Raw genomic sequence first — 22959 nt, 5'->3', positions numbered from 1 at the left:
CCTTTCCAATTAGCGTTCGTTCCGGATTCTGGTCGGGGGTGAATCTTTCGCGAACAGGGTTTAAATGTGTATTTTAATGTTTACTATTCAATAACAAGGTCATCCGTCGCCCTTCCAACTTAATCGGCTGTTCGATGACACCATCTTCTTCAAGTTCTTTTAACACTTCTTCCAGGAGTACTCTACCCATATCTTTATACGCCAGTTCCCGGCCTTTGAATATCACAGAAAATTTGACTTTGTTTTTCTGCTCCAGAAACTTTTTTGCCTGTTTCATCTTTGTTTCCATATCATGGGTATCGGTCTTGGGACGCAGGCGAATTTCCTTTACCGTAACGGTATGGGTTTTCTTCCGTCCTTCTTTCTCTTTTTTGTTCTTTTCGTACTGATATTTGCCGAAGTCCATGATCCTGCAAACAGGTGGCGAGGCATTTGGCGCAACTTCAACCAGATCGAGGCGCACATCCAATGCAGCTTTCATTGCGTCGCGGGTATTCATAATTCCCAACTGTTCCCCGTCATGACCAATGACCCTTACCTGTGGTACGCGAATCTGGTTGTTAATCCGGGTCGTATCGTTCTTTTTGTTAATACTTTACTCCTGTGTGTTATGATGAATAAATAACTTTGTTCTCGATCTCATGAACCAACCGATCGGCTAATGCTGCAACCGGCATGGAACCAAGGTTACCTTCGCCTTTGTGACGAACCGATACCTGCTGATCTTCAACTTCTTTATCGCCGACAACCAGCATATACGGGATTTTCATCACTTCAGCTTCGCGAATTTTGAAACCGACTTTCTCATTACGATCGTCAACTTCCACGCGAAGACCTTTTTGATGCAGCTCTTCAGCCAGTTGACGGGCATATGGCAAATGACGATCCGTAATCGGCATCAAAACTGCCTGCACCGGCGCCAGCCACAGCGGAAATTGACCGCCATAGTTTTCGACCAGCACACCGACGAATCGCTCGATCGATCCGACCAAAGCCCGGTGGACCATATATGGCATGTGTGAATTGCCATCAGTTCCGATATATTTCAATTTAAAACGGCGGGGCAGGTTAAAATCAAACTGAACCGTGCCGCATTGCCACAAACGCCCGAGTGCATCAACAACTTTTACATCGATTTTGGGTCCGTAAAAAGCAGCTTCGCCTTCGTGACGGGTGTAATCCCATCCTTTGCCACTCAATGCCTCTACCAACGCTTGTTCAGCGCGATCCCATTCACTGGCTTCGCCGGCGTATTTTGCAGTATTTTCGGGATCCCAAACGCTGAGCTCAATTTTATACTCGGTGAATCCAAATTTCTGCATCACAAATTCGAGCAAATCGAGCACACCAACAATTTCATCATTCAATTGTTCTTCGGTGCAAAAAATGTGAGCATCGTCCTGAGTAAATCCGCGAACACGCAACAAACCGTGCAACACACCACTTTTTTCGTACCGATAAACAGTACCGAATTCTGCCAGCCGAACCGGTAAATCCCGGTAACTGTGCAGTTTGGTTTCAAATATTTTAATGTGGCAGGGACAATTCATCGGCTTGATGAAATATTCCTCACCTTCGATGGTCATCGGATACATATTTTCCAAAAACCAGTCATAGTGACCGCTGGTTTTATACAATTCAGCGGAAACAATATGAGGGCTGACCACAAATTCATAACCACGCTTTTCCTGTTCATCGCGCAGAAAATTTTCAATAGTTGTGCGAACCAGAGCACCTTTCGGATGCCAATATGCAAACCCGGCACCTGCCGTTTCGGAATGAAAACTGAATAAATCCAGTTCTTTACCAAGCTTTCTGTGGTCGCGTTTTTTTGCCTCTTCAATTCGCCGGAGATGCTCGTCCAGCATCTGCCGTTTGGGATAATTTGTAGCGTAAATACGTTGCAGTTGCTGCCGTTTTTCATCACCACGCCAATACGCGCCGGCAACGCTGAGAAGCTTGAAATGCTTTCCCAGTTTTCCGGTCGAAGGCACGTGCGGTCCACGACAAAGATCTGTAAATTCCCCCTGCGAATATGCAGTAATCGTTGAATCTTCAGGCAAATCGTTAATCAGTTCGAGCTTGAGTTCTTCGTTATGCTTTTTGAAAAAATCAAGCGCATCACTCCGGCTCAACACATCGCGGTTAATTGGGAAATCTTTATCGACGATAGCGGCCATTTCAGATTCGAGTGCGTCAAAATCTTCAGGGGTAATCGCCTGATCGAGATCAATATCATAATAAAAGCCGCCGTCAATTGGCGGACCGATGCCCAACTGCGCCTTCGGATATTTCCGCTTGATAGCCTGTGCCATCAAATGCGCGGTACTGTGCCAAAAAACTTCTTTTCCTTCGGGATCATCAAACGTCAGGATTTGCAACTCGCCGTCTTGGTCTAATGGACGCCAAAGCTCCAAAACCTTTCCGTTGAATTTAACAGCAAGTGCAACTTTTGCCAGCTTGCCGCTGATTGATTTGGCGATTTCGCCGCCGGTAATACCCGAATCAAATTCGCGCTGATTACCGTCCGGAAAGCTGATTTTAATTTGCTGATTCATCATTTGTAACTACGTAAACTCATTTAAAATAACAGTAAAGGCTCAATTGAGCAAAGCCACGAACAGCAGATTCGTGGCTTGCATGAGTGGGGCTGACCAGAGTCGAACTGATGACCTCCACGATGTCAACGTGGCGCTCTAACCAGCTGAGCTACAGCCCCTTTTTTATACCACTTTAAGTGGCGAGGAATATACAAGACAAGGTCTGTAAATGCAAGTGTAAATTAAAAATGAAGCTGTTGTTTTCACAAGGTTTCAGTTGGTTTTTGCCAGGGCATTTTTTAGGCGATTTCGAACTTCGTTCATGTTCATTCCCGGCTGAATTGCGTTGCTGTATAAATAGCGGATCAATCGCATGTCCAGCGCCGAAAATTTATCGGTCAAACTGTTGGCCTGAAAAAAAATGCTGTCCGGGTATTTTACTGAATCATTCATCAAACCCAACATTTGGGTTAATTCTTCACGAATCAAATGTGTTCGGAGTTCTTGATCCGTTTTATCCGTTCCGATAACAACCAACCCGCGATAAATTTCCCCGTTTGCCTGCCACCAATTCCGGAAAAAACCACCGTAAAACAACAATCCGGGAAGCTCAAATTGGTAAAATTCCGAATGCGGAATAAAATGAATTTCCGCGTTTCCGCCATTTTCCACCAAAGTGATGTGCAAGTTGGGGCTAATCAATTGGTTCAGATCGGCGATTACCGCAGCAAGGGCAGCAATATCCTGCTGTGTCGGATGCCCCATCACCTGCAATTCAACATCATTCTCCCATTTTTTGATTTCATAATTGCTGAAACCATACTCAGAGCCAAATGCAATTTCTGAGAAATAATCCAAATCATCATACTGTAAAATGTTGTAATCTGAATTTTTTACAGTGTTACCAACAGCTTTATCTATTTTCGGCTGAGACAGCAACGTGTTTGGCGAATTGCCGGCACATGCGAACAATCCGGCAATTGAAACAAAAGCTGTCAACCTCAATAACAACAAGTATTTAAACCACCATTTATTAGTCACTGTAAAACATCCTGTTTTCAATTTCTAATTCCATTTATCGCCAATTTTGGTGAAAAACTGATTTTTGAAAATCCGTTATTTGTAAAAATTAAATTCTGTCGCAAAACTTTTAATAATATTGTTTCAGAACTTTTTTTCCAAATGTTTTTTTCGATAAATATGATGTCCCATATTGCAAAATGACCGGTAATTCACTTGCTCAGCAAACGATATCACATTATTTTTATCGCTTTAATTTTATCTGTTAATCTCAATTTATTTGAATTAAAAAATGCAAAAATTCCCATTCCCGGAAGAAACGCTCTTATTTGTTTATGGCACATTGCGTAGCGAATTTTCCGAAAATTCATATCAACAATTTTTAAATATGCATGCCCAGATTTTGGGACGGGGATTTTTGTGTGGAAAATTGTTTGATCTGGGAAATTATCCGGCAGCCATTGCCGCAACCGATCCCGAGAACCGGGTTGTTGGAGAAATCTACGCATTGAACCCTTCGACATATCTTGAATTATTGCGTATTTTAGATGAATACGAATCATGCAACGGGCCAGCGCCGGAATATGTTCGCAGGCAATGCACCGTAAAATTGGGGAATCACATTGTCCGTGCGTGGGTTTATCTGTATCATCGTGAAATTGAAAATATGATCCCGATTCCTGATGGCGATTATGTGAATCACTGCATGCGGAAGGCGCGCTGATGAGCGAAACTGCGTTGCTCAATTTATACCGGTCTATTTCCCCGTCTGTCGGGAAAATTTATGTCATTCCCGATATCGAAAAATTTTCCCGACACAACACCTATTTGCAATTGCTTTACGGAAATTTGCTCGACAAAAATTCGCCGGTTGCCGTGCAGAGCTTCTCAATTGTGCCATTAGCAATTATTCTGCGACGATTATCCGGTGAGCAATCCGTGGTTCATCATCACTGGTTCGAGTGTCGCGATTTTCCGGGCTTACTCAATGTTTTTTGGAAGTTTACGATTTTGGGGATTTACCGCTTTTTTGGCGGGAAAATTGTCTGGACAGTACACAACCGTTTGCCGCACAGCGGAAAATGGCTGCGCATTAATCGATTTCTGAGAAAAATTTGGAGCAAATTTCCACAGAAAATACACGTTCACTGTAAATCTGCAATCCAGCCCGTATCAAAAGAATTGGGCATCCCGGCGCACCGTTTTTTTGTAGTTGAACACCCGCCCTACCCTGCCCAAATTTTGCCTGCTGATCGCGCAAAAACACTGCTTGCCGAACAATTTCCCAATTTACGATTTTCCACCAAGCAACGCATTTTTTTGATGTTCGGATACATCGCTCCATATAAAGGTATTCTGGAAGTTGCTGAAATTTTCGAAAAAATGAACCCGGACAAAGTGCTGGTCATCGCCGGGAGCGTCAAACGCGAAGGAAAGGAATATGCCCACGCGCTGAAAATTATCGCCGATCGCGCTGCAAATATCCACATCATTACAGCGCACATTCCCGAAACAGAAGTGCCGTTATTTTTCAACGCTGTTGATACTGTCATCTTCAATTATCGCGATATTTTACAATCCGGCGGCGTGGTTTTGGCGCGGAGTTACCACAAAACAGTGATCGTTCCCACCATTGGCTGTCTGAAAGAATTGACCGGGAGCGACGTGCATCATTTTGAAAACATCGACCACCTAAATAAAATAATTTCAGCACTTTAAATACGACAGCATGAACCGGCAAATTCTCCGTCTGGCAATTCCCAACATCCTAAGCAACCTTACTGTGCCGCTGCTCAGCTCGGTTGATACAGCGCTCGTCGGGCGATTGGACGACACCCATTTTCTCGGCGCAGTGGCAGTTGGCAGCGCCATGTTCAGCTTTATTTATTGGGGTTTCGGGTTTCTGCGGATGGGCACAACCGGATTGACAGCGCAGGCTTTCGGCGAAAAAAATCAGCCGGAAATGTCGCTGATTTTGGCACGGGCATTGGTAGTGGCCGGGATTTCCGCGCTACTGTTGATGGCGGTTCAGGTGCCAGCCGCCAAGCTCAGTTTTTATCTGATCGACGCATCTTCGGATGTCGAACATTTTGCCAGCCGCTATTTTTACATCCGCATGACTGCTGCGCCTGCAACACTGGCGTTGTTTGTGCTTAACGGTTGGTTTTTGGGAATGCAAAATGCGAAATTCCCGCTCTATCTCTCTGTTTTTGTGAACCTTACAAATATTGTTTTCAGCGTTATTTTTGTGCGGTTTTTCGCGATGAATTCCGATGGCGTGGCGCTCGGCACCGTTTGCGCGCAATATTTGTCGCTGATTGCCGGATTATTTTTATTGTTTCGCGGTTACCAACCGGACTGGCGATCGGTTACGCGCAGTGCCATTTTTAAATCGGAAACGTTCCGGCGGTATTTGCAAATCAATCGCGATATTTTTATCCGCACGATATGCCTGGTTTTTGCGTTAGCCTATTTTACCGCGCAATCCGCGGAATTCGGCGACGATCTGCTGGCGGTGAACACCATTTTGATGCAGCTTTTGCTCATTCTCGCATACGGCACTGATGGATTTGCTTTCGCCGCAGAAAGCTTGATCGGTAAATTTATCGGCGAACGAAACCGCAAATCGTTGCGGGAAGTGATTCGGCTCAGCTTTTTCTGGTCGATGGGATTGGGTGCCATAACATCTTGTTTTTATTACATTTTCTATCGCGATCTGATTTTCATTTTTACAGATAAAACGCACCTTGCTGATCTGGCGATGCCGTTTATCGGCTGGGTTGCGATCGCGCCGCTCATCAACGGATTCAGCTATATTTGGGATGGCATTTTTATCGGCGCAACTGATGGAAAGGCGTTGCGCAACGCAATGCTGATCTGCACATTTATATTTTATTTGCCGGTTTATTGGCTGTTTCGGGATGTTCTCGGGAATCATGCGCTGTGGCTTGCGATGACCATTTTCATGCTTGCCAGAGGTGTTTCGCTGTGGATTTACGCAAAATTTCGGATGCGAATCTGGTTGTCAACCGCGGGCGACAATTAATCCCGCATTTCGCGAACCGGAGCAAAAGTAAAATCAGCGGAGGGCAATTCCGGCGGCGGAACCGGAAACGGGGTTTCCCAATAAATCGGGCGAACAAACCGGCCGTCGCGTTGGGTTTCGATCTGTTTTGCAAATTCCCATTCCTGCCGCACGACCGGACAAACTGCCGAATATTGCGACCAAAACAGTTGAAACGATTCGGCTGAAAGCATCAGCCGTTTGCTTTTTTTGAGCCAATCAGCCTGATCTCGCTGAAGGATGCTGTTGATCAAGCCTTCGTCACCGGTCGCCACCAACGCATTCAGCAAATGGTGCAGCGCTTCGCTATCTTCCAGCGCAAACGATGCAATAATGTTGCGATACATTTTTGCGTGGCTCATATCGTAATCGCGGAATGACAATTGCGGATGGCTTTTACTCTCATAAAATTTGATGGTGAACGGCAACGAAGCCACCTGAACCAACCCCACAAACGCACTCAACTCGCCTTTCACTTCCCGGTTGACGCTTTCGCGTTTGCCGCGAACGTAAAAATGAGCCCTGTTCAAATCGTCCGACCACCAGCAGGTAACAATCGGCGGGTTAAAAACCAGTCCCGGTGCTTTGGGAATGAGGGTAATTTTAGTGCCAAATTTCAGCCAGGCTTCTTTATGGCTGACCACCGGCGGAATTTGATGATCAACATCGTCGATAAATGAAATCACATCTTTTCGCATTGCCGAAACTGCGGATTTGACGTGCATGTAACACACAAATAATTGCCATTTACCAACCGGCACCATTTTGGGATGATATCCGGTAAAATACACCGCTTCCTCTACCGATTGAACTTCTTTTTGTTTGCGAATGACCGTTTTCACCTCATCCACCAATGGTTCCAAAACGAGCAATTTGCCCTCCAGTTTGCGGCGCTGGCGTTCGTATTCTTGCGGTCCCATCAGCAACTTGTATGTAGATTTCATTTTGGGAACGATCAGTTTTACGGTGCCTTTTTCAATCGCAATCCGGATGCCTTTTCGAACGTCTCCGGCAATTTTTTTGCGCAATCGAAAAAACGTTATCAACAAAAAAACGATCAAAACAACAGCAACGGCGTAAAAAATAAGGTTGGTTTTCATTTATTCTTCGGGGTTTCAAATGATCAATATTTAGAAAAAACCACAATGCGGATCGAGCAGAATAGAATTTTTCCACAGTCCGGAATCAGTTTTTTAGTTTAACCGGGCACAGAAATAACAGGTGTGATGTTGCGCAAAAATAATAATTTACAGCTTTCAAAAGTGGGGCGTTTCCGCTAAAATGGCAGAGACATCGTGTAACCTGGAATGCGGTTTCGGCGAAATTCCAAAATGGCGTCGACAGCCTGTTCCCGGGAAGGGAAAATACCGACGCAAATATATTCAACCGGTTTGCCGGTAGATATCGACAAAATATTCCGCTGGAGCATTTCCGCGGTTCTGCCAATATGAAAGGTGCCCTCTGAATGGCTGTATTCGATCGACCAATTCCCCTGTGACTGCATGCTTACCCCTGCCATTTGTTGATGTTTACGTACACGATGATAGTAAAATTCACTCAAAAATAAAAGAAATTTTGCGTATTTTTTAACACTCGAAATTGAATTCACAATGCAAATAACGGAGCTTGTCCGATGACGATAAAAAAATCTGGAATCTTCACAAAAGTTGTTCACGGTTCTCACCCGGAGCGCATCAAAGGTGCGGTAAATACGCCCATTTTTCAGGCATCTACTTTTTTGACAACCAAGGTGGGGCAACCGGAAGATGTACGCTACACCCGTTTGAACAACAATCCCAGCCAATTGGCAGTCAGCCAAAAGATTGCGGATTTGGAAAATACGGAAGCCGCAGTTGTCACCGCCAGCGGCATGGCAGCGATCACAACCGCGTTGATGAGCGTATTAAATGCCGGCGATCATGTTCTTTTTCAGCGCAGTTTGTATGGCGGAACGCATGCGTTTGCCGTGAACGATTTGCCGGCAATGGGCATCGCATTCGATTTTGTTGATGCGTCAGAACCTGACAATTGGAAAGCGAAGCTTCGCCCGGAAACCCGGGCAATTTATGTGGAAAGCATCACCAATCCAACGATGGAAGTTGTTGATTTCAAAGAAATTATCCGCTTCGCGAAAGCACACAACCTGATTTCGTTGATCGACAATACGTTTGCCAGCCCGGTCAATTTTCGTCCGGCTGAAATTGGTTTCGACATCGTTTTGCACAGTTGCACAAAATACCTCAACGGGCATTCAGATATTATTGCCGGAGCGATTTGCGGCAGCGAATCGCAAATTGCCAACACATTGCCGAAACTGAACCGACTGGGCGGATCGCTGGACCCGCATGCCTGCTTTTTGTTGGAACGCGGCATGAAAACACTGGCAGTTCGGATGGCGCAGCACAATCGCAACGCAATGGATTTGGGGCAATTTTTGGTCGGGCATCCCAAAGTGTTGAAGGTAAATTATCCGGGACTTCCTGCAAGTTCGACTTTCCGGATGGCTCGCCGGTTTTTTGACGGCTATGGCGGAATGCTCAGTTTCGAAGTGAGTGGCGGCGCTGATGCTGCACTGCAACTCGTGCAATCGCTTGAATTGGCGATTTTTGCACCAAGTTTGGGCAGTGTGGAAACGCTGGTTACGCTGCCGGCGCAAACTTCGCATATCGGCATGACGCCCGCTGAACGGCAGGCGTTGGGAATTAGTGACGGGTTAATTCGTGTTTCGGTGGGCATCGAGAGCACCGGCGATTTGATCAGCGATTTCGCCCGTGCATTGAGTGAAATTTAACTAAAAACGGGTCATTTGCTGAAGTTCGGCAAAACGGGCATCGAGATCACTTTTGCCAATTTCTCGAAGCCGGTTAAAGCTAAATCCTTCAACAACATACGATGCGGAAACCGTACCGTAAATGACCGCTTTCCGGAACGCAGCATCGTCAATTTTCGCGCATGTGGAAAGGTAACCCAAAAATCCGCCGGCAAACGTATCGCCGGCGCCGGTCGGATCAACCACTTTGCTGACCGGAAAAGCGGGTGCCAAAAACTGTCCGTCTTTATCCAGCATCACTGCGCCGTGCTGCCCTTTTTTGACGACAATCGCCTGCAATCCCATATCGAGCAATTCTGCGCCGCCTTCGTACAGATTTAATTTTCCGGTGAGATCGGTCAATTCTTCATCGTTCAAAATCATCACATCTACTTTTCGAACGAGATCCAGCAACGCATCGCGTTTCCCGTGAATCCAGAAATTCATGGTATCCAGCACGGTCAGTCGCGGTTTTTTGATCTGCCGAAGCACATCCAGTTGCAATTCCGGATCGATATTTGCCAAAAAAATCAATTCGCAATCGCCGTATTTTTCGGGAATGACCGGTTTGAATTTTTCAAAAACGTTGAGATGGGTGAACAGCGTATCGCGTTTGTTGACATTTTTGTGGTAGCGTCCGCCCCAGCGAAAGGTTTCGCCGGTTTCGACAGTCATTCCGGAAAAATCGCAGCCTTTGGTTTTCAAATAGTCAATTTCGGCGAAATCAAAATCATTTCCGACGACACCAACAATATTCACCGGGGAAAATAAACTGGCAGCATTACTGAAATACAGCGCGGAGCCGCCCAGCGCATTGTCCACTTTACCAAAAGGTGTTTCCACAGAATCCAACGCAATCGAACCGACAACCAAAATAGACATAATTCAATTCCCATTCCCAAAATTTACAAAATGAAGGGAACACCGGCAGCGTTCCCTTTTTATTTTTACTATTGTTTTTATTGAGTTTACATTTTTTCGGGAGCAGCAACACCCAAAATTTTGAACCCGTTTGCCAGCACCGTTTTTGTGGCGAGACACAGCGCAAGTCGCGCTTGCGTCAGTTCAGCATCATCGCTGATTACCCGGCATTCCGTATAAAATTTGTGATACGCGGTAGAAATTTCCGACATGAACATGATCAGCAAATGCGGCTCGTGTTCCAGTCCGCTTTTTTGCACCATTCGCGGAAATTCCATTAATTTTTTGATGAGCGTTTTTTCACTCGCTTCGCCGAGCCGCGAAACGGATTTGCTATCCGAAAACGTGATGCCCTGCTCTTCCGCATTGCGCAAAATGCTGCAAATCCGGGCGTGGGCATATTGATTGTAATACACCGGATTTTCGTCGGATTGCGTTTTGGCGAGCTTCAAATCAAAATTGAGGTGGCTGGTCATGCTGCGCATCAAATAAAACCAGCGGGTAACGTCTTCGCCAACTTCGTCCATCAATTCATCGACGGTGATAAAATTCGCCCGGCGAGTGGACATCTTCACTTTTTCCTCGCCTTCGAACAGCGTAACAAATTGATTTATCAATACTTTAACCCGTTCGGAATCGTAACCCATCGCCCGCACACCTGCGAGCACGTCGGGATATGTGGCGATGTGGTCGGAACCAAAAATATCGATCATCAGATCGTAACCGCGCTCAAATTTATCCCGGTGATAGGCAATATCCGGCAGACGGTAGGTTGGCTCGCCGCTGCTTTTCACGATCACGCGATCTTGCTCAAGCCCGAATTCGGTTGCCCGAAACCAGACAGCGCCGTCTTTGTCATACGCCAGATTTTTGTCCCGTAAAAATTGGAGCAACCGATCGATATCACCCCGTGAATACAAATCCGATTCATTAAAAAACGTGTCGAAAACGATGTCGAGTCGTTTCAGCGTAGCTTTTATGTCCGCAAAAATTTCGCTTTCGGCGGCATTTTTGAAAATATCGAGATCGTCATCGGCGAGCTTTTTCAGCGAATCGCCGTGTTCATCGAATAGCTTTCGGGCAATATCCGTAATGTATTCGCCCTGATAATAATCATCGGGAAAATCAATTTTCTCGCCGGCAAGTTGCAAATAGCGGTGCCGCACGGAATCGCCGAGCACACGCATCTGCCGACCGGCATTATTGAAATAATATTCACGTGTTACGTCGAAGCCATTCCATTCCAGCAAACGGGCAATGGTATCGCCCAAAACCGCCTGCCGCCCATGCCCTACGCTGAGCGGACCGGTCGGGTTTGCACTCACAAATTCAACCAGAACGCGTTTTCCGCTGCCAGTATTCGTATGACCGTAAGTATCTTTTTTATCAAGTACTTCGGTAACGGCGTTTCGCAGATTTTCATTCGCGATAAAAAAATTGATAAACCCGGGTCCGGCGATTTCTGTTTTGGCGATAATCGAGGTATCCAAATTCAGCGCATCAATAATTTCCTGGGCAATTTGCCGGGGATTTTTCCGCAAATCTTTGGTCAGCAACATCGCCAGATTCACACTGATATCGCCATGTTCATCCAGTTTGGGGCGATCAAAATTGTATGCTTTTTCGGGAAATCCGAGTGCGTTTAATGCAAGATTAATTTGATTTGCCAGGTACGACTCTAAGGTCAGCATCCTCTTCCACCTTTGTCACTTTTGCATCTGCCCATAACCGCTCCAACGCATAAAATTCCCGCGTTTCATCGCGGAAAATATGCACAACCACGTCCACGTAGTCGAGCAGTACCCAGTTTAATTTGTTCATCCCTTCCCGGTGGTACAGCGTAATTTTTTCATCGCGGAGGGTTTTTTCGATGTGATTGGCAACCGTTTTGGTTTGGATATCCGATCCACACGTGATAATCACAAAATAATCTGTGATATCTGAAATCGAGTGTAAATCCATTATTGTGATATCCTGGCCCTTTTTCTCCAGTGCCAATTGCGAAATCATATTCGCCAGTTCTTTTGACGTCATTCGTTCTTTCAACTGTTTAAATTAATAAATTACAGATATTTAATGGGTGATCTTTGTTTCGTTATTTCAACGGTTCCAGCGATTTGTAATCCGCACCGAGAACAATTGTTACGTCTAATTGAAGGTTGACATCCTTGCGTAACAGGATGCGATCTTTTGACAAACCCAGCGCTTCGGCAACTTTTTCGGCACGTTCATGATTATCACTGCGATCGAGAATGCGGGTGGTGAGCACATCAAAATTATCGAAATTGCCGGTGGAAACGACGTCGATGTCCTGCTTTCGCAAAAATTTGGTTATCCGGTCCGCCAGACCACTCACACCGCAGCCGTTCAACACTTCAACCTGAATTCCCCGTTCCACTGGTTGGGGCGATTGGGTATTTTCTGTTGATTGCTCGCTGGTATCACCATTCTCCGATGCAACTGTTTCAGCCTCCAAATTCAGTTCGCCGGGCGTTTTGGCTGGCAATGCTGCAGTATCATTTTGCAGTACCGCTGTTTTATTTGAATGAAACGCACTTCTCCAAATTTCCGAAACGACTTCCTGATTCGGATACACCAAAACCGCAATGCCGCTGACGATTATCGCAAGCAATACCAATACTTTGAGAAATGCAACCGCAGATGCATTATTGGAACCGTTCCGTCCGGGCTTGGAACGATTTGGATTTTCCTGCGCATTCACCATGCGTTTGATCCGGGGATCAGACATATTACGTCGGGTTCTTTGTGCCAATTTCAATCCTTGAGTTGTAATTTTTTTTAGTCCAGATCAAATTTTCAGTCCAAAAAATAAGTCACAACAGCGGGGTGATACAAGTAAAAAACATTTCACCTCGTTATTGTGACTAAAAATGATCGGTAATTCTAATATGAAATGTTACAATGCTTTACTGATCGCCAAATCGATGCTGATTGAGCGGGGAATAATAATAGCCGCCCTGATACAAATACGGTGTGGAATAAACGCCAAGGCTCAACTGCATTTTATCGGATGGGCGATAATTGAGTTCGCCGCCGCCAAAAAATTTGGTTGAATTCAACTGATCCTGCGCCGGGGAATTTTTCAAATATGAGTTATAGGGCGAATTCATAATGCCTAAATCCATATTTAACCATAGTTTATCATTGAACTGATAATTAATGCTATTCACATAAGCGTTCATCATGATACTGCCGCCGCCACCGGTCGAAAAGCTGCTGGAAAATGAATGATTCATCGTCAATTTATTTGAATTCAAAAAACCGAGAAACAAATTGGTGGGCGCAGCAATCACTTCCCGCATTTCCGGTGTTTTGGTTTGGCTTTTGTATTGGGCACTTGCCAATGCCGGAATTAACATCACAACAAACGTAAACCAGATCAATTTCTTCATTTTATAGCTCCCGTGTTTGCCATTTTTAATGCGGCTGAACACATTTTGTTTCAAAATTTACGTAAATCGCAGCGAATACAAAAGCACTTTTTGGGGATTCAATCAGCCTTCATCGCTCGGCACCACATTTTGCCAGGTTTTCATGCCGTTCATTGCTTCCTGCATTTCGGCAAGAATTGTGAAATATTCCGGGTTATCGGGTTTAATTTCTTTCAACCGTCGTTTCGCCACATCAATTTTGGAACGATAACCTTCTATTTTTATTTGCTTTATGCAGCCCTGAACATACAGCACCGGTTTTTGGAATTCTTTATTATTTTCGAACATTTCTTTGACGAGCAGCGAACGCATTTCCTCATTTTCGATTTGATCGAGCACGTGGTGCAACACGTTTTCACCCACTTCCGGCGGTTGGGATTTGATGATTTCGAACACACGTCGAAACTCCGGATTCAGAAAATCCGATGGCTCCAAATGAGAAAATACAAATTCGTGGAGGTCGATAAAATAGGTCAGCAACAACAATAATATATCTTTTTCCCCACCCCATGCGCCCGACAAAACCAGCGGTGCATGGCGTTTTGTTTTTGGAGATTCGTCTGGCGGCGACGGCATTTGCGGTTCATTTTGTAAACTGCCAAACCGTTCACGGCGTTGAATGGCAGCCTGCTTTTTATCCAGCTCAGTCATGAGCACATTTGCGGGAATCTGCCAGTTTTCGGTAATTTTTTCCAGATAAAAGCTGGCGCGAATGGCATCCTGCATCGGCGCGAGAACGTCCAGCAATTCATTTACCGCCTCGGAACGTTCGCGGGCGTTTTGCAGATTTTTATTGTCTGCCAATAGTTTCAGCCGGAAAGTAAAATAATCAGACGCCGATTTGAGCAAATTCAAAAATGCATCCGCACCATTTTGGCGGGTGTAACTATCGGGATCTTCGCCCTGCGGCAAAATGAGCACATCGGTTTCCACGTTGTTCTGAAACAAAATTTCGCCGCCGCGTGCCGCCGCGTTGATGCCGGCATTGTCGGCATCGTAACAAAGCACCACCCGCTGGGCGTATCTGCGAATGAGTCGCGCATGCGCTTCCGTGAGCGCGGTTCCGCTGGTGGCAACCACGTTTTGGATACCGGATTGCATCAATTGAATCACGTCCATGTAGCCTTCGACAAAAATTGCAAATCCGTGTTCGCGAATGGCTTCACGCGCAAAATTCAGTCCGTACAGCACGTTACTTTTTTGGTAAATCTGCGATTCCGGTGAGTTGATGTATTTCGGTGAATTTTTCTCATCCACCAATTGACGACCGCCGAAACCGACCACTTTTCCGGCGGGATTGTGGATCGGAAACATTAGCCGTTGCCGAAATCGATCGTATAAATTGCCGTTTTTTTCACTTTTGAGCAGCAGCCCGAGTTTTTCGTACAGCGCAATGGGATAATTGCCTTTTTCGAGATATTTCCGAAGATTATCCCAACCTTCCGGGGCGTAACCGATTTCAAATTTCTTCAGGCTTTCTTCAGAAATACCGCGTTTTGCGAGATAATCTATCAGGTTTTTCGGCGCATGCTGCAAGTGATGCTGAAAAAAGCGCGTGGCGATTTCGTTGGATCGATACAGCCGTTCGCTCTCGCTTTCCTGCTGCCGCACTTCGTCAGTTACGGGAATTTCGATGCCCGATTCCTGCGCCAGTTGTTTCACCGCATCCACAAATCCCATGCTTTCGTGCATCATCAAAAAGCGATACACATTTCCGCCAACGCCACAGCCAAAACAGTGGAAAATCTGGCGATCCGGATTCACATTAAATGAGGGCGTTTTTTCGTTGTGAAACGGACACAATCCTATAAAATTCCGCCCGCGTTTTTTTAGCGAAACGTATCGCCCGACAACATCCACGATGTTGGATGAATCGCGAATCTGATCAATAATGTGTTCCGGTATTCCTGCCATACCCAAGTTTAACACCAAACCGTCATAATGTAAAAAGAAAATTTTACGGGCAGAAAATGAGCGCTGCTATTTTTTCGCAGCTTGCAATCATTTTGTGTTCGAAGTATATTGTCCACCGCTGTTTTTGTTGAAATTAATTGAGAAGAATTCAGCCATTTCAGAGAGAAAGTAACCTGTTTATGAAAGACCAATCTGCCCAGATGCAGCAAAAAATCAATGTAGAGCTTTCGCCGGAAGTTGCGCAGGGCGAATACGCCAATCTTGCGATAATTACCCATTCCGGGGCGGAGTTTGTGATCGATTTTACCCGTATTCTGCCCGGTGTGCCGCAGGCAAAAGTAAAATCGCGGATTATAATGACACCGCAACACACCAAATCGCTGTTGCTCGCACTACAGGATAATATCGAAAAATTTGAAAAACAGCACGGTGAAATCAAATTACAAGGTATTCAAAACGCTGTCAACCGTCCGTTCGGTTTTCAGTCACCGGAAAACAACAACGGCTAAGGCAAGCCCAATTTATGGACATAAAAACGATTCAGACAAATCTCGCAGAAATTAACGGGCGAATAGCCAAAGCTGCCATCGCTGCCGGAAAAACCCCGGACGATATTACGTTAGTTGCCGTCACCAAAACGTTCGATACAGATGTGATAAAAAATGCGATTAACGCTGGTGTAAAACACATCGGCGAAAACCGGATTCAGGAAGCCCGCTCAAAATTTACAGATGTGCCGGAACCCGGCGTAACCCGACACTTGATCGGTCATTTGCAACGCAATAAGGTGAAATACGCCGTAAAACTATTCGATTTCATACAATCAGTTGACGACATTTTACTGGCTGAAGAAATCAACGCCCGCTGTGCCAAATTCAACCAAACCATGCCTATTTTGATTCAGGTAAACACCAGCAACGAACCCCAAAAATTCGGTTGCGAACCTCGCGAAGCCATCACCCTCCTCAAAGCGATGGACAGATTGCCCAATCTTTTTATTCGCGGATTTATGACCATCGCAATTTACAGCGATGATCCGGAAGAAGTCCGTCCCTGTTTCAAACGCCTCCGCGCCATTTACGACGAAGCCCAACAGCTTCAGCTATCGAATGCAAAAATTGATACGCTGTCGATGGGCATGAGCTCTGATTTTGAGGTTGCCATCGCCGAAGGCGCAACAATGGTTCGCATCGGTTCCGCTATTTTCGGTGACAGAAATCCCACGCTTTGAGCCTTTCGGCACAATAATAATTGCATTTTTTTACTAACAATTGATACTTTGAGACGTTATATTTCTCGTCTTAAAAAATAAAATTCAGGAAAAGACAAAATATTTATTGCGCAAAAGCAACATTTATCATTGAGTCCGAAAAACGTATTTTTGTTGATTGATAATTAGGAGTAAGTATTGAAGTTAACCCCGTTGGAAATTCGCAAACAGGAATTTAAAAAAGGCTTACGCGGATTCGATCCGGTTGAAGTGCAAACGTTTCTGGAAATGGTTTCCGAACAGTACGAACAACTTCAGGAAGAAAACAAAGATTTCAGCCGCAAAATTCTGGAACTGGAAACGCGCTTGCGCAGTTATCAGGACAATGACAAAACGCTCCGCGACACCCTGTTCAACATGCAGGAAGTAAAAAAACAATCGGAAGAAGCGAGCAAACGACAGGCAGATTTGCATATCAAGGAAGCCGAACTGAAAGCATTGGAAATACTGGAATCTGCGCGAAAGGAATCCCGGAAAATCCGCGAAGAAGTCAACTGGCTGAAATCGCAGAAAGAATCGTTTATCAATCGGATTCGTCACGTACTGGTGTCACAAATCGAGTTACTTTCGGTAATGGAATTGGACGACGTGCTCTCGCCGGAAGCAAAAGAAAAGCTGGATCTTTGGCGAAAACATCGTGGTATTCAAAGCAGAATGATTGATTCCAGCAGCACTCCGGAACCGCAAGTAACCCAAAGCGAGCCGATTACAATTGATGAAAACAATACAGGGGAAGATGAACTTGAAACCGATGAGGGTCGGTTGGTTCAAACCTACGATGATACAGACGAAGTTGCAGAAAAAACGAACAAATCGGCAACAGATGAAACACTCACAGAAGAGGACATCGACGATTTTTTCAAGAAAGGTCTGCAAATTGACGATCTTATCAAAAATATCAATAAAAACAAGTAGGTTGTAACATTAAATCAAGGAGCAGGGATAGTGATGAAAAAGTTGTTCTTAATAGGCATGTTACTATTGAGCGGTTGCGCCGGAAATCGCATGATTACGCCGACAGAAATAAAGGCTAATCAGGAAGTTAAGCTGTATTTGAAAGATGGAAAAATTGACGAAGGATTGGTTCTGGAACGCCAGGGCGAGGATATTGTTTTTGTCAGTGGAACCGATCAGAAAGTAACGGCGATCCCAATGTCAAATATTCGTCGATTGGAAAAATCGCAAAAACATTTTGACTACGAAGGGCATTTAATCAGCGAAGCCGAGATAAAAAAATACCGTGGCAACAAAAATACCTGGAGCTATGCAATTGGCGGTGGTGTTATTGGCGGCGCGGCCGGACTTGCAGCAGGTTTGCCCATTTGGTTGGCAAATGATAATCCGCCACCGTTGTTTTCTGCCGGTATCGGATTTGTTGTCGGCAGCATTTATTACGCAACAAAAGGCGTGAAAAAAGACCGAAATATGGCACTGGTTCAGGTTCGTGAACTTCGCAGGGGCGAAAATGAACTGGAAGCACGGCAGGAAGCGGAAGAAAATCGCCTGAAAGTCCTCAAGGAAGAAAAGGAACGGTTGCAGCGTCAGTTGGATGAAAAGCGCAAAAACGAATCACAATGAGGAAAAAATGACCGAACTCCGCGCAAAAATTGAGGAAACCGTCGCATTTATTCGCCAAAGAACCCAGCTCGATCCCAAAATTGGTATCGTATTGGGAACAGGATTGGGTGATCTGGTTAATGAAATAGATCAGGAAACCGTCATTTCATATGAGGACATTCCCCATTTTCCGGTTTCAACTGTTGAATATCATGCCGGCAAATTAATTTTCGGAAAAATCGGTGGACGTCCGGTGGTTACCATGCAAGGTCGCTTTCATTATTATGAAGGTTATTCAATGCAGGAAATTACCTATCCAATCCGTGTGATGAAAATGATGGGCGTAAACACATTACTGATTTCCAATGCCTGCGGCGGGATGAATCCTCAATTTCGCAAAGGCGATTTGATGTTGATGGATGATCACATCAACTTGCTGGGCGATAATCCCCTCATCGGCGTAAATGACGATGAGTTCGGACCACGTTTTCCGGATATGTCCGAACCTTACAGCAAGCGGCTCATCGCGCTCGCTGAAGAAATCGGGCTTGCCGAAAAAATACGGCTGCAAAAGGGCGTTTACGTCGCTGTTACCGGACCGAATCTGGAAACACGTGCGGAATACCGCTTTTTACGCGGCATTGGTGCAGATGTGGTGGGCATGTCCACCGTTCCGGAAAACATCGTTGCACGGCACATGAATATGGATGTGCTCGGTGTTTCTGTAATTACGGACGAGTGTTTCCCCGATTCACTGGTGCCCGCGGATATCAACGACATCATCAAAACCGCTAACGAAGCACAACCTAAACTCACATTACTGATGAAACGCGTGGTCGAAAAGCTGTAGTTATGGCACCCTTTCCGATGCAATCGCTGGGCAAGGCATTGCTGGTCGCCGGAGCCGTTTTAATGGTTATCGGCGTATTGCTGATGTGGGGAAACCGGATTCCTTTAATCGGAAAATTGCCCGGTGATATTATTTTTCAACGGAAAAATTTTACGTTTTATTTTCCACTTACATCATTGATTATATTGAATTTATTGATATTGATTGTGGTTTGGATCATCCGAAAATTTACGGCAAATTGATAACCTGCGAGAATTGACAAGGGACTTGCAAATGTTTAAGGAATACTCAGAAAAAGTATTTATTCCAAAAGTTGAAGAAGACGTTTTGTCTTATTGGCAAAGCCATAACATTTTTGAAAAAAGCCTCCAGCATCGAAAAGATGCACCCACTTATATTTTTAATGAAGGTCCGCCGACTGCCAACGGCCGCCCTGGCATCCACCACGTGCTGAGCCGCACGATTAAAGATATTATCAATCGATATAAATCGATGAAAGGCTATCAGGTGCCCCGCAAAGCCGGTTGGGACACGCACGGTTTACCGGTGGAAATTGCGGTCGAGAAAAAGCTCGGACTGACACAGAAAAATGAAATTGAAACGTTCGGCATCGAAAAATTCAACAATGCCTGTCGTGAACTCGTCAACGAACACATCGAAATGGCGGACGGCTGGCGCAAACTCACCGATCGCATGGGCTATTGGCTGGATCTCGATAACGCTTACATCACTTACAAAAACGAATACATCGAATCGGTTTGGTGGGCGATCAAAACCATTTTTGACAAAGGCCTGATCTACAAAAGTTTTAAAATTGTGCCGCAATCACCGACGATCGAAACGCCTTTGAGTTCGCATGAATTATCGCAGGCATACAAAGATGTTCGCGACCCTAACTGCTATATAAAAGTGAAGGTTACATCATCACCAAAAGCATCGATCCGCAATGCGGAACTGGTGATCTGGACAACCACACCGTGGACGCTGATCTCCAACGTTGCCGCCGCCGTTGGCGAAGATATCGATTACGTTTTGGTGAAAAATTCCCGTCAAATCAAATCGGGCGATGAAAAAACAGAACTTGTCAACGATCTCGTTTTGGCGAAAAGCCGCATCTCTGCGCTCGATGGCGAATACGAAATTTTGGATACCTTCAAAGGTTCGGAAATTGTCGGGACAACGTATGAGCAAATTTTCACCTTTTTGGATCTTGAACCCAAAAAATACCCCGATGTGCTCAGCCTGCTGCCCGGCGATTTTGTTTCGACGGAAGACGGTTCCGGGATTGTGCACATGGCGCCGGCGTTCGGGCAAGATGACTACGATATGTCCAAAAAATTCAAATTACCGGTGATCAATCCGGTTACACCGGGCGGCAAATTTAAGGATGGTATCGGCGAATTTACCGGACGTCCGGTAAAAACCTTCACCTACGGCGACGGACATGTGGAAGAAGGTGTGGATAAAGATGTGGTCATCGCGCTCAAACAAATGGACAAAATTTATCGCTCCACCAACGATTATTTGCACAGCTATCCGCACTGCTGGCGCACGGATAACCCGGTGATTTATTACGCTCGCGAGTCCTGGTTTATCAATTCACCGAGTTACAAAGAGGATATGGTGGCGCTCAACAAAACCATCAACTGGCAACCGCCGGAAATCGGTGCCGGGCGCTTTGGCAACTGGCTGGAAGATGTGAAAGAATGGTCGCTTTCCCGCGATAGATTTTGGGGAACCCCACTACCGATTTGGGTTAGCGAAGATGGCAAAGATATGCTGGCAGTCGGTTCGATCAGTGAACTGCTGGAAGGCATCTACGAACACCCGAATGGCGAAAAAGTGCCGGCAAAATCGATCGAAAACGAGTTGGATTTGCACCGCCCGTTTGTGGACCGGATCATTTTTGAGAAAAACGGAAAAGTGTATCGCCGCACGCCGGAAATCATCGATGTCTGGTTCGATTCCGGCTCGATGCCGTTTGCCCAATACCACTATCCCTTTGAAAATAAAGAACTTTTCGAAAAAAGTTTCCCGGCGGATTTTATCGCCGAAGGCGTAGACCAAACCCGTGGCTGGTTTTACACATTGCACAATATTGCCACAGTTTTGTTTGGCAAACCGGCGTTCAAAAATATTATTGTGAACGATTTGGTGCTGGACAAAAACGGTCAGAAAATGAGCAAATCGAAAGGTAACATTGTGTTTCCTTTCCAGATTTTTGATAAATACGGTGCAGATCCGGCACGCTGGTTTTTGATGACCCAAAACAACCCGTGGCTGCCCAAACGTTTCGACGAAGGCGGCATTGCCGAGGTTCAGCGCAAATTTTTCGACACATTTTTGAACACCTATTCGTTTTTCGCGCTGTATGCAAACATCGACAAATTCGATCCCGCAGCGCCGCAAATTCCGGTGGAAAATCGCCCGGAAATCGATCGCTGGATTCTTTCGCGGCTTTACACAATTGTTGAGCGCGTCACCGACCGGATGGAACATTACGACATCATGCCGGCAATGCGTCCCATCGCAGATTTTATGCTCGATGACGTTTCTAACTGGTATGTGCGCCGCAATCGTCGCCGGTTCTGGAAAAGTGAAGACAGCAAAGATAAGCTTGCAGCTTACCAAACGCTATACGAAGTGCTGATCACAACCGCCAAATTGTGCGCACCGTTTATTCCTTTTATTTCGGAAGAAATTTATTGCAACCTGCGCACTGAAAACGATCCGGAAAGCATTCATCTCTGCGACTTTCCTGTTGTTTCGGATGCGCAGAAATCGTTACAAAACAAAGATTTAGAGGCGCTGATGGCAACTGCTCAAAAAGTGGTTCGCGTGGCGCGTTCGCTCCGAAACGAAACGCGGATCCGGGTTCGCCAGCCTTTGAAAGAATTGGCTGTTGCCAGCCGTTCTGCAAAAGCGCTGGACGCCGTTCAGCAGATGAGTGCTATCATCAAAGAAGAATTGAATGTAAAAGAAGTGACCGTTTCCGGAAAGCTGGATTCTCTGGTTACCCGTACGGCAAAGGCTAATTTTAAGGCGCTCGGACCGCGCTTTGGCAAAGAGATGAAGTTTGTTGCGCAAGCCATTCAACAATGGGGAAATTCCGAAATCGAGAAATTGGAAGAAGATGGTGAGTTTTCAATTGAATTCAACGGTCAAACGGAACAGATAAAACTGGACGAAGTTGAAATTCGCGAGAGCCAGCGCGGCGATATGGCAGTTTCCCGGGAAGGCGAATTGGTTGTTGGATTGAGCACAACCATCACCCCGGAACTTGAAAAGGAAGGAATTGCACGGGAATTTGTAAACCGCATCCAAAATCTCCGAAAAGATGCCGGATTTGATGTGCAAGACAGAATTTCGATTTATTTTGATGCACCGGAAAATATTTCTCAGGCTGTGCGACAGTTGAAGTCATACATTTGTTCGGAAACGCTCGCAAATGATTTGGCAACAGGGTTACCGGCTGATCGAAATGCCGTTGAAGTAAATATTGACGATGTCTCGTTCCGCGTAGTTATCGATAAAATCAAGTAACTGAATAAATATTCGCGGC

Annotated in this window: 22 protein-coding genes and 1 tRNA gene; 11 read left to right on the top strand and 12 right to left on the bottom strand. The window is 45.5% G+C overall.

Annotation, left to right across the window (positions count from 1 at the left end; translation table 11 throughout):
• Positions 1-73 precede the first annotated feature (73 nt).
• The 4 genes from H6629_15180 to H6629_15165 form a co-directional block, all read right to left on the bottom strand.
• On the bottom strand, positions 74-592 hold the full coding sequence (locus H6629_15180; protein ID MCB9069138.1) for a translation initiation factor IF-3: 519 nt from the start codon (positions 590-592) through the stop codon (positions 74-76).
• A 16-nt stretch (positions 593-608) separates the two neighbouring features.
• On the bottom strand, positions 609-2546 hold the full coding sequence (gene thrS, locus H6629_15175; protein ID MCB9069137.1) for a threonine--tRNA ligase: 1938 nt from the start codon (positions 2544-2546) through the stop codon (positions 609-611).
• Between the two features lie 99 nt (positions 2547-2645).
• Positions 2646-2719: transfer RNA gene (locus tag H6629_15170), tRNA-Val, on the bottom strand.
• Between the two features lie 94 nt (positions 2720-2813).
• Positions 2814-3539, bottom strand: a complete 726-nt coding sequence (locus tag H6629_15165; GenBank protein ID MCB9069136.1) for a DUF2927 domain-containing protein — start codon at positions 3537-3539, stop codon at positions 2814-2816.
• Between the two features lie 313 nt (positions 3540-3852).
• On the opposite strand from H6629_15165, the gene H6629_15160 reads away from it, so the two are divergent.
• From H6629_15160 to H6629_15150, 3 genes are read left to right on the top strand one after another with little or no spacing between them, the layout of a single operon-like run.
• Positions 3853-4284 carry a gamma-glutamylcyclotransferase gene (locus tag H6629_15160; protein ID MCB9069135.1) on the top strand — a complete coding sequence of 144 codons (432 nt, stop codon included), beginning with the start codon at positions 3853-3855 and terminating at the stop codon, positions 4282-4284.
• Positions 4284-5279, top strand: a complete 996-nt coding sequence (locus H6629_15155; GenBank protein ID MCB9069134.1) for a glycosyltransferase — start codon at positions 4284-4286, stop codon at positions 5277-5279. Before H6629_15160 ends, H6629_15155 begins: the two co-directional genes overlap by 1 nt.
• A 10-nt stretch (positions 5280-5289) precedes the next feature.
• The gene (locus H6629_15150) at positions 5290-6606 is read left to right on the top strand and encodes an MATE family efflux transporter (protein ID MCB9069133.1); all 1317 of its coding nucleotides are present in this window, start codon (positions 5290-5292) and stop codon (positions 6604-6606) included.
• Here the strand turns inward: H6629_15150 and H6629_15145 are convergent.
• Together H6629_15145 and H6629_15140 are read right to left on the bottom strand one after the other, a co-directional pair.
• Positions 6603-7724, bottom strand: coding sequence for a hypothetical protein (locus tag H6629_15145; GenBank protein ID MCB9069132.1), 1122 nt, complete (start codon positions 7722-7724; stop codon positions 6603-6605). The two genes, H6629_15150 and H6629_15145, sit on opposite strands and share 4 nt — an antisense overlap.
• A 176-nt stretch (positions 7725-7900) precedes the next feature.
• Positions 7901-8128, bottom strand: a complete 228-nt coding sequence (locus H6629_15140; protein ID MCB9069131.1) for a hypothetical protein — start codon at positions 8126-8128, stop codon at positions 7901-7903.
• Between the two features lie 129 nt (positions 8129-8257).
• Between H6629_15140 and H6629_15135 the strand changes: the two genes are divergently transcribed.
• Positions 8258-9415: an aminotransferase class I/II-fold pyridoxal phosphate-dependent enzyme gene (locus H6629_15135; GenBank protein MCB9069130.1), complete on the top strand. Its 1158-nt coding sequence runs from the start codon at positions 8258-8260 to the stop codon at positions 9413-9415.
• Here the strand turns inward: H6629_15135 and H6629_15130 are convergent, their stop codons facing one another.
• The 6 genes from H6629_15130 to H6629_15105 all read right to left on the bottom strand — a co-directional run bounded on the left by H6629_15130 (position 9416) and on the right by H6629_15105 (position 15720).
• The gene (locus tag H6629_15130; GenBank protein ID MCB9069129.1) at positions 9416-10315 is read right to left on the bottom strand and encodes a sugar kinase; all 900 of its coding nucleotides are present in this window, start codon (positions 10313-10315) and stop codon (positions 9416-9418) included. It abuts the gene before it with no gap.
• An 86-nt stretch (positions 10316-10401) separates the two neighbouring features.
• Complete coding sequence (locus tag H6629_15125) at positions 10402-12045, bottom strand: arginine--tRNA ligase (protein ID MCB9069128.1); 1644 nt, start codon at positions 12043-12045, stop codon at positions 10402-10404.
• A complete protein-coding gene (rsfS, locus tag H6629_15120; GenBank protein MCB9069127.1) occupies positions 12008-12388 on the bottom strand; it encodes a ribosome silencing factor in 381 nt (126 codons plus the stop codon). The genes H6629_15125 and rsfS overlap by 38 nt, the downstream gene beginning before the upstream one ends.
• Before the next feature lie 61 nt (positions 12389-12449).
• A complete protein-coding gene (locus tag H6629_15115) occupies positions 12450-13103 on the bottom strand; it encodes a LytR C-terminal domain-containing protein (protein MCB9069126.1) in 654 nt (217 codons plus the stop codon).
• Positions 13104-13281: 178 nt separating this feature from the next.
• The gene (locus H6629_15110; protein MCB9069125.1) at positions 13282-13767 is read right to left on the bottom strand and encodes a hypothetical protein; all 486 of its coding nucleotides are present in this window, start codon (positions 13765-13767) and stop codon (positions 13282-13284) included.
• Between the two features lie 102 nt (positions 13768-13869).
• Complete coding sequence (locus H6629_15105) at positions 13870-15720, bottom strand: DNA primase (protein ID MCB9069124.1); 1851 nt, start codon at positions 15718-15720, stop codon at positions 13870-13872.
• 179 nt (positions 15721-15899) lie between these two features.
• Between H6629_15105 and H6629_15100 the strand changes: the two genes are divergently transcribed.
• From H6629_15100 to H6629_15070, 7 genes are all read left to right on the top strand, one after another.
• Entirely contained in the window at positions 15900-16229 is a 330-nt protein-coding gene (locus H6629_15100; GenBank protein ID MCB9069123.1) for a DUF3467 domain-containing protein, read from the top strand.
• 14 nt (positions 16230-16243) lie between these two features.
• Positions 16244-16951, top strand: a complete 708-nt coding sequence (locus tag H6629_15095) for a YggS family pyridoxal phosphate-dependent enzyme (GenBank protein MCB9069122.1) — start codon at positions 16244-16246, stop codon at positions 16949-16951.
• A 177-nt stretch (positions 16952-17128) separates the two neighbouring features.
• A complete protein-coding gene (locus H6629_15090; protein ID MCB9069121.1) occupies positions 17129-17905 on the top strand; it encodes a DivIVA domain-containing protein in 777 nt (258 codons plus the stop codon).
• A 33-nt stretch (positions 17906-17938) separates the two neighbouring features.
• On the top strand, positions 17939-18568 hold the full coding sequence (locus tag H6629_15085; protein ID MCB9069120.1) for a hypothetical protein: 630 nt from the start codon (positions 17939-17941) through the stop codon (positions 18566-18568).
• A 7-nt stretch (positions 18569-18575) separates the two neighbouring features.
• A complete protein-coding gene (locus H6629_15080) occupies positions 18576-19397 on the top strand; it encodes a purine-nucleoside phosphorylase (GenBank protein MCB9069119.1) in 822 nt (273 codons plus the stop codon).
• A gap of 17 nt (positions 19398-19414) precedes the next feature.
• Positions 19415-19639, top strand: a complete 225-nt coding sequence (locus H6629_15075; protein MCB9069118.1) for a DUF2905 domain-containing protein — start codon at positions 19415-19417, stop codon at positions 19637-19639.
• A 31-nt stretch (positions 19640-19670) separates the two neighbouring features.
• Positions 19671-22940, top strand: coding sequence for an isoleucine--tRNA ligase (locus H6629_15070; GenBank protein MCB9069117.1), 3270 nt, complete (start codon positions 19671-19673; stop codon positions 22938-22940).
• Positions 22941-22959: the final 19 nt, after the last annotated feature.

This window comes from Calditrichia bacterium, assembly GCA_020634975.1.
Lineage (GTDB): Bacteria > Calditrichota > Calditrichia > RBG-13-44-9 > J075 > JACKAQ01.
The sequence above is the reverse complement of the archived record's forward strand: the minus strand, read 5'-3'. Positions and strand labels throughout refer to the sequence as shown.

Bases quoted from the DNA above. Each gene is read 5' to 3' on its own strand.
- H6629_15135 (MCB9069130.1), top strand. From the start codon at position 8,258: ATGACGATAAAAAAATCTGGAATCTTCACAAAAGTTGTTCACGGTTCT.
- H6629_15095 (MCB9069122.1), top strand. From the start codon at position 16,244: ATGGACATAAAAACGATTCAGACAAATCTCGCAGAAATTAACGGGCGA.
- H6629_15140 (MCB9069131.1), bottom strand. From the start codon at position 8,128: ATGCAGTCACAGGGGAATTGGTCGATCGAATACAGCCATTCAGAGGGC.
- H6629_15075 (MCB9069118.1), top strand. From the start codon at position 19,415: ATGCAATCGCTGGGCAAGGCATTGCTGGTCGCCGGAGCCGTTTTAATG.
- H6629_15070 (MCB9069117.1), top strand. From the start codon at position 19,671: ATGTTTAAGGAATACTCAGAAAAAGTATTTATTCCAAAAGTTGAAGAA.
- H6629_15160 (MCB9069135.1), top strand. From the start codon at position 3,853: ATGCAAAAATTCCCATTCCCGGAAGAAACGCTCTTATTTGTTTATGGC.
- H6629_15080 (MCB9069119.1), top strand. From the start codon at position 18,576: ATGACCGAACTCCGCGCAAAAATTGAGGAAACCGTCGCATTTATTCGC.
- H6629_15110 (MCB9069125.1), bottom strand. From the start codon at position 13,767: ATGAAGAAATTGATCTGGTTTACGTTTGTTGTGATGTTAATTCCGGCA.
- H6629_15130 (MCB9069129.1), bottom strand. From the start codon at position 10,315: ATGTCTATTTTGGTTGTCGGTTCGATTGCGTTGGATTCTGTGGAAACA.
- H6629_15115 (MCB9069126.1), bottom strand. From the start codon at position 13,103: ATGTCTGATCCCCGGATCAAACGCATGGTGAATGCGCAGGAAAATCCA.
- H6629_15125 (MCB9069128.1), bottom strand. From the start codon at position 12,045: ATGCTGACCTTAGAGTCGTACCTGGCAAATCAAATTAATCTTGCATTA.
- rsfS (MCB9069127.1), bottom strand. From the start codon at position 12,388: ATGACGTCAAAAGAACTGGCGAATATGATTTCGCAATTGGCACTGGAG.
- H6629_15145 (MCB9069132.1), bottom strand. From the start codon at position 7,724: ATGAAAACCAACCTTATTTTTTACGCCGTTGCTGTTGTTTTGATCGTT.
- H6629_15155 (MCB9069134.1), top strand. From the start codon at position 4,284: ATGAGCGAAACTGCGTTGCTCAATTTATACCGGTCTATTTCCCCGTCT.
- H6629_15085 (MCB9069120.1), top strand. From the start codon at position 17,939: ATGAAAAAGTTGTTCTTAATAGGCATGTTACTATTGAGCGGTTGCGCC.
- H6629_15100 (MCB9069123.1), top strand. From the start codon at position 15,900: ATGAAAGACCAATCTGCCCAGATGCAGCAAAAAATCAATGTAGAGCTT.
- H6629_15150 (MCB9069133.1), top strand. From the start codon at position 5,290: ATGAACCGGCAAATTCTCCGTCTGGCAATTCCCAACATCCTAAGCAAC.
- H6629_15105 (MCB9069124.1), bottom strand. From the start codon at position 15,720: ATGGCAGGAATACCGGAACACATTATTGATCAGATTCGCGATTCATCC.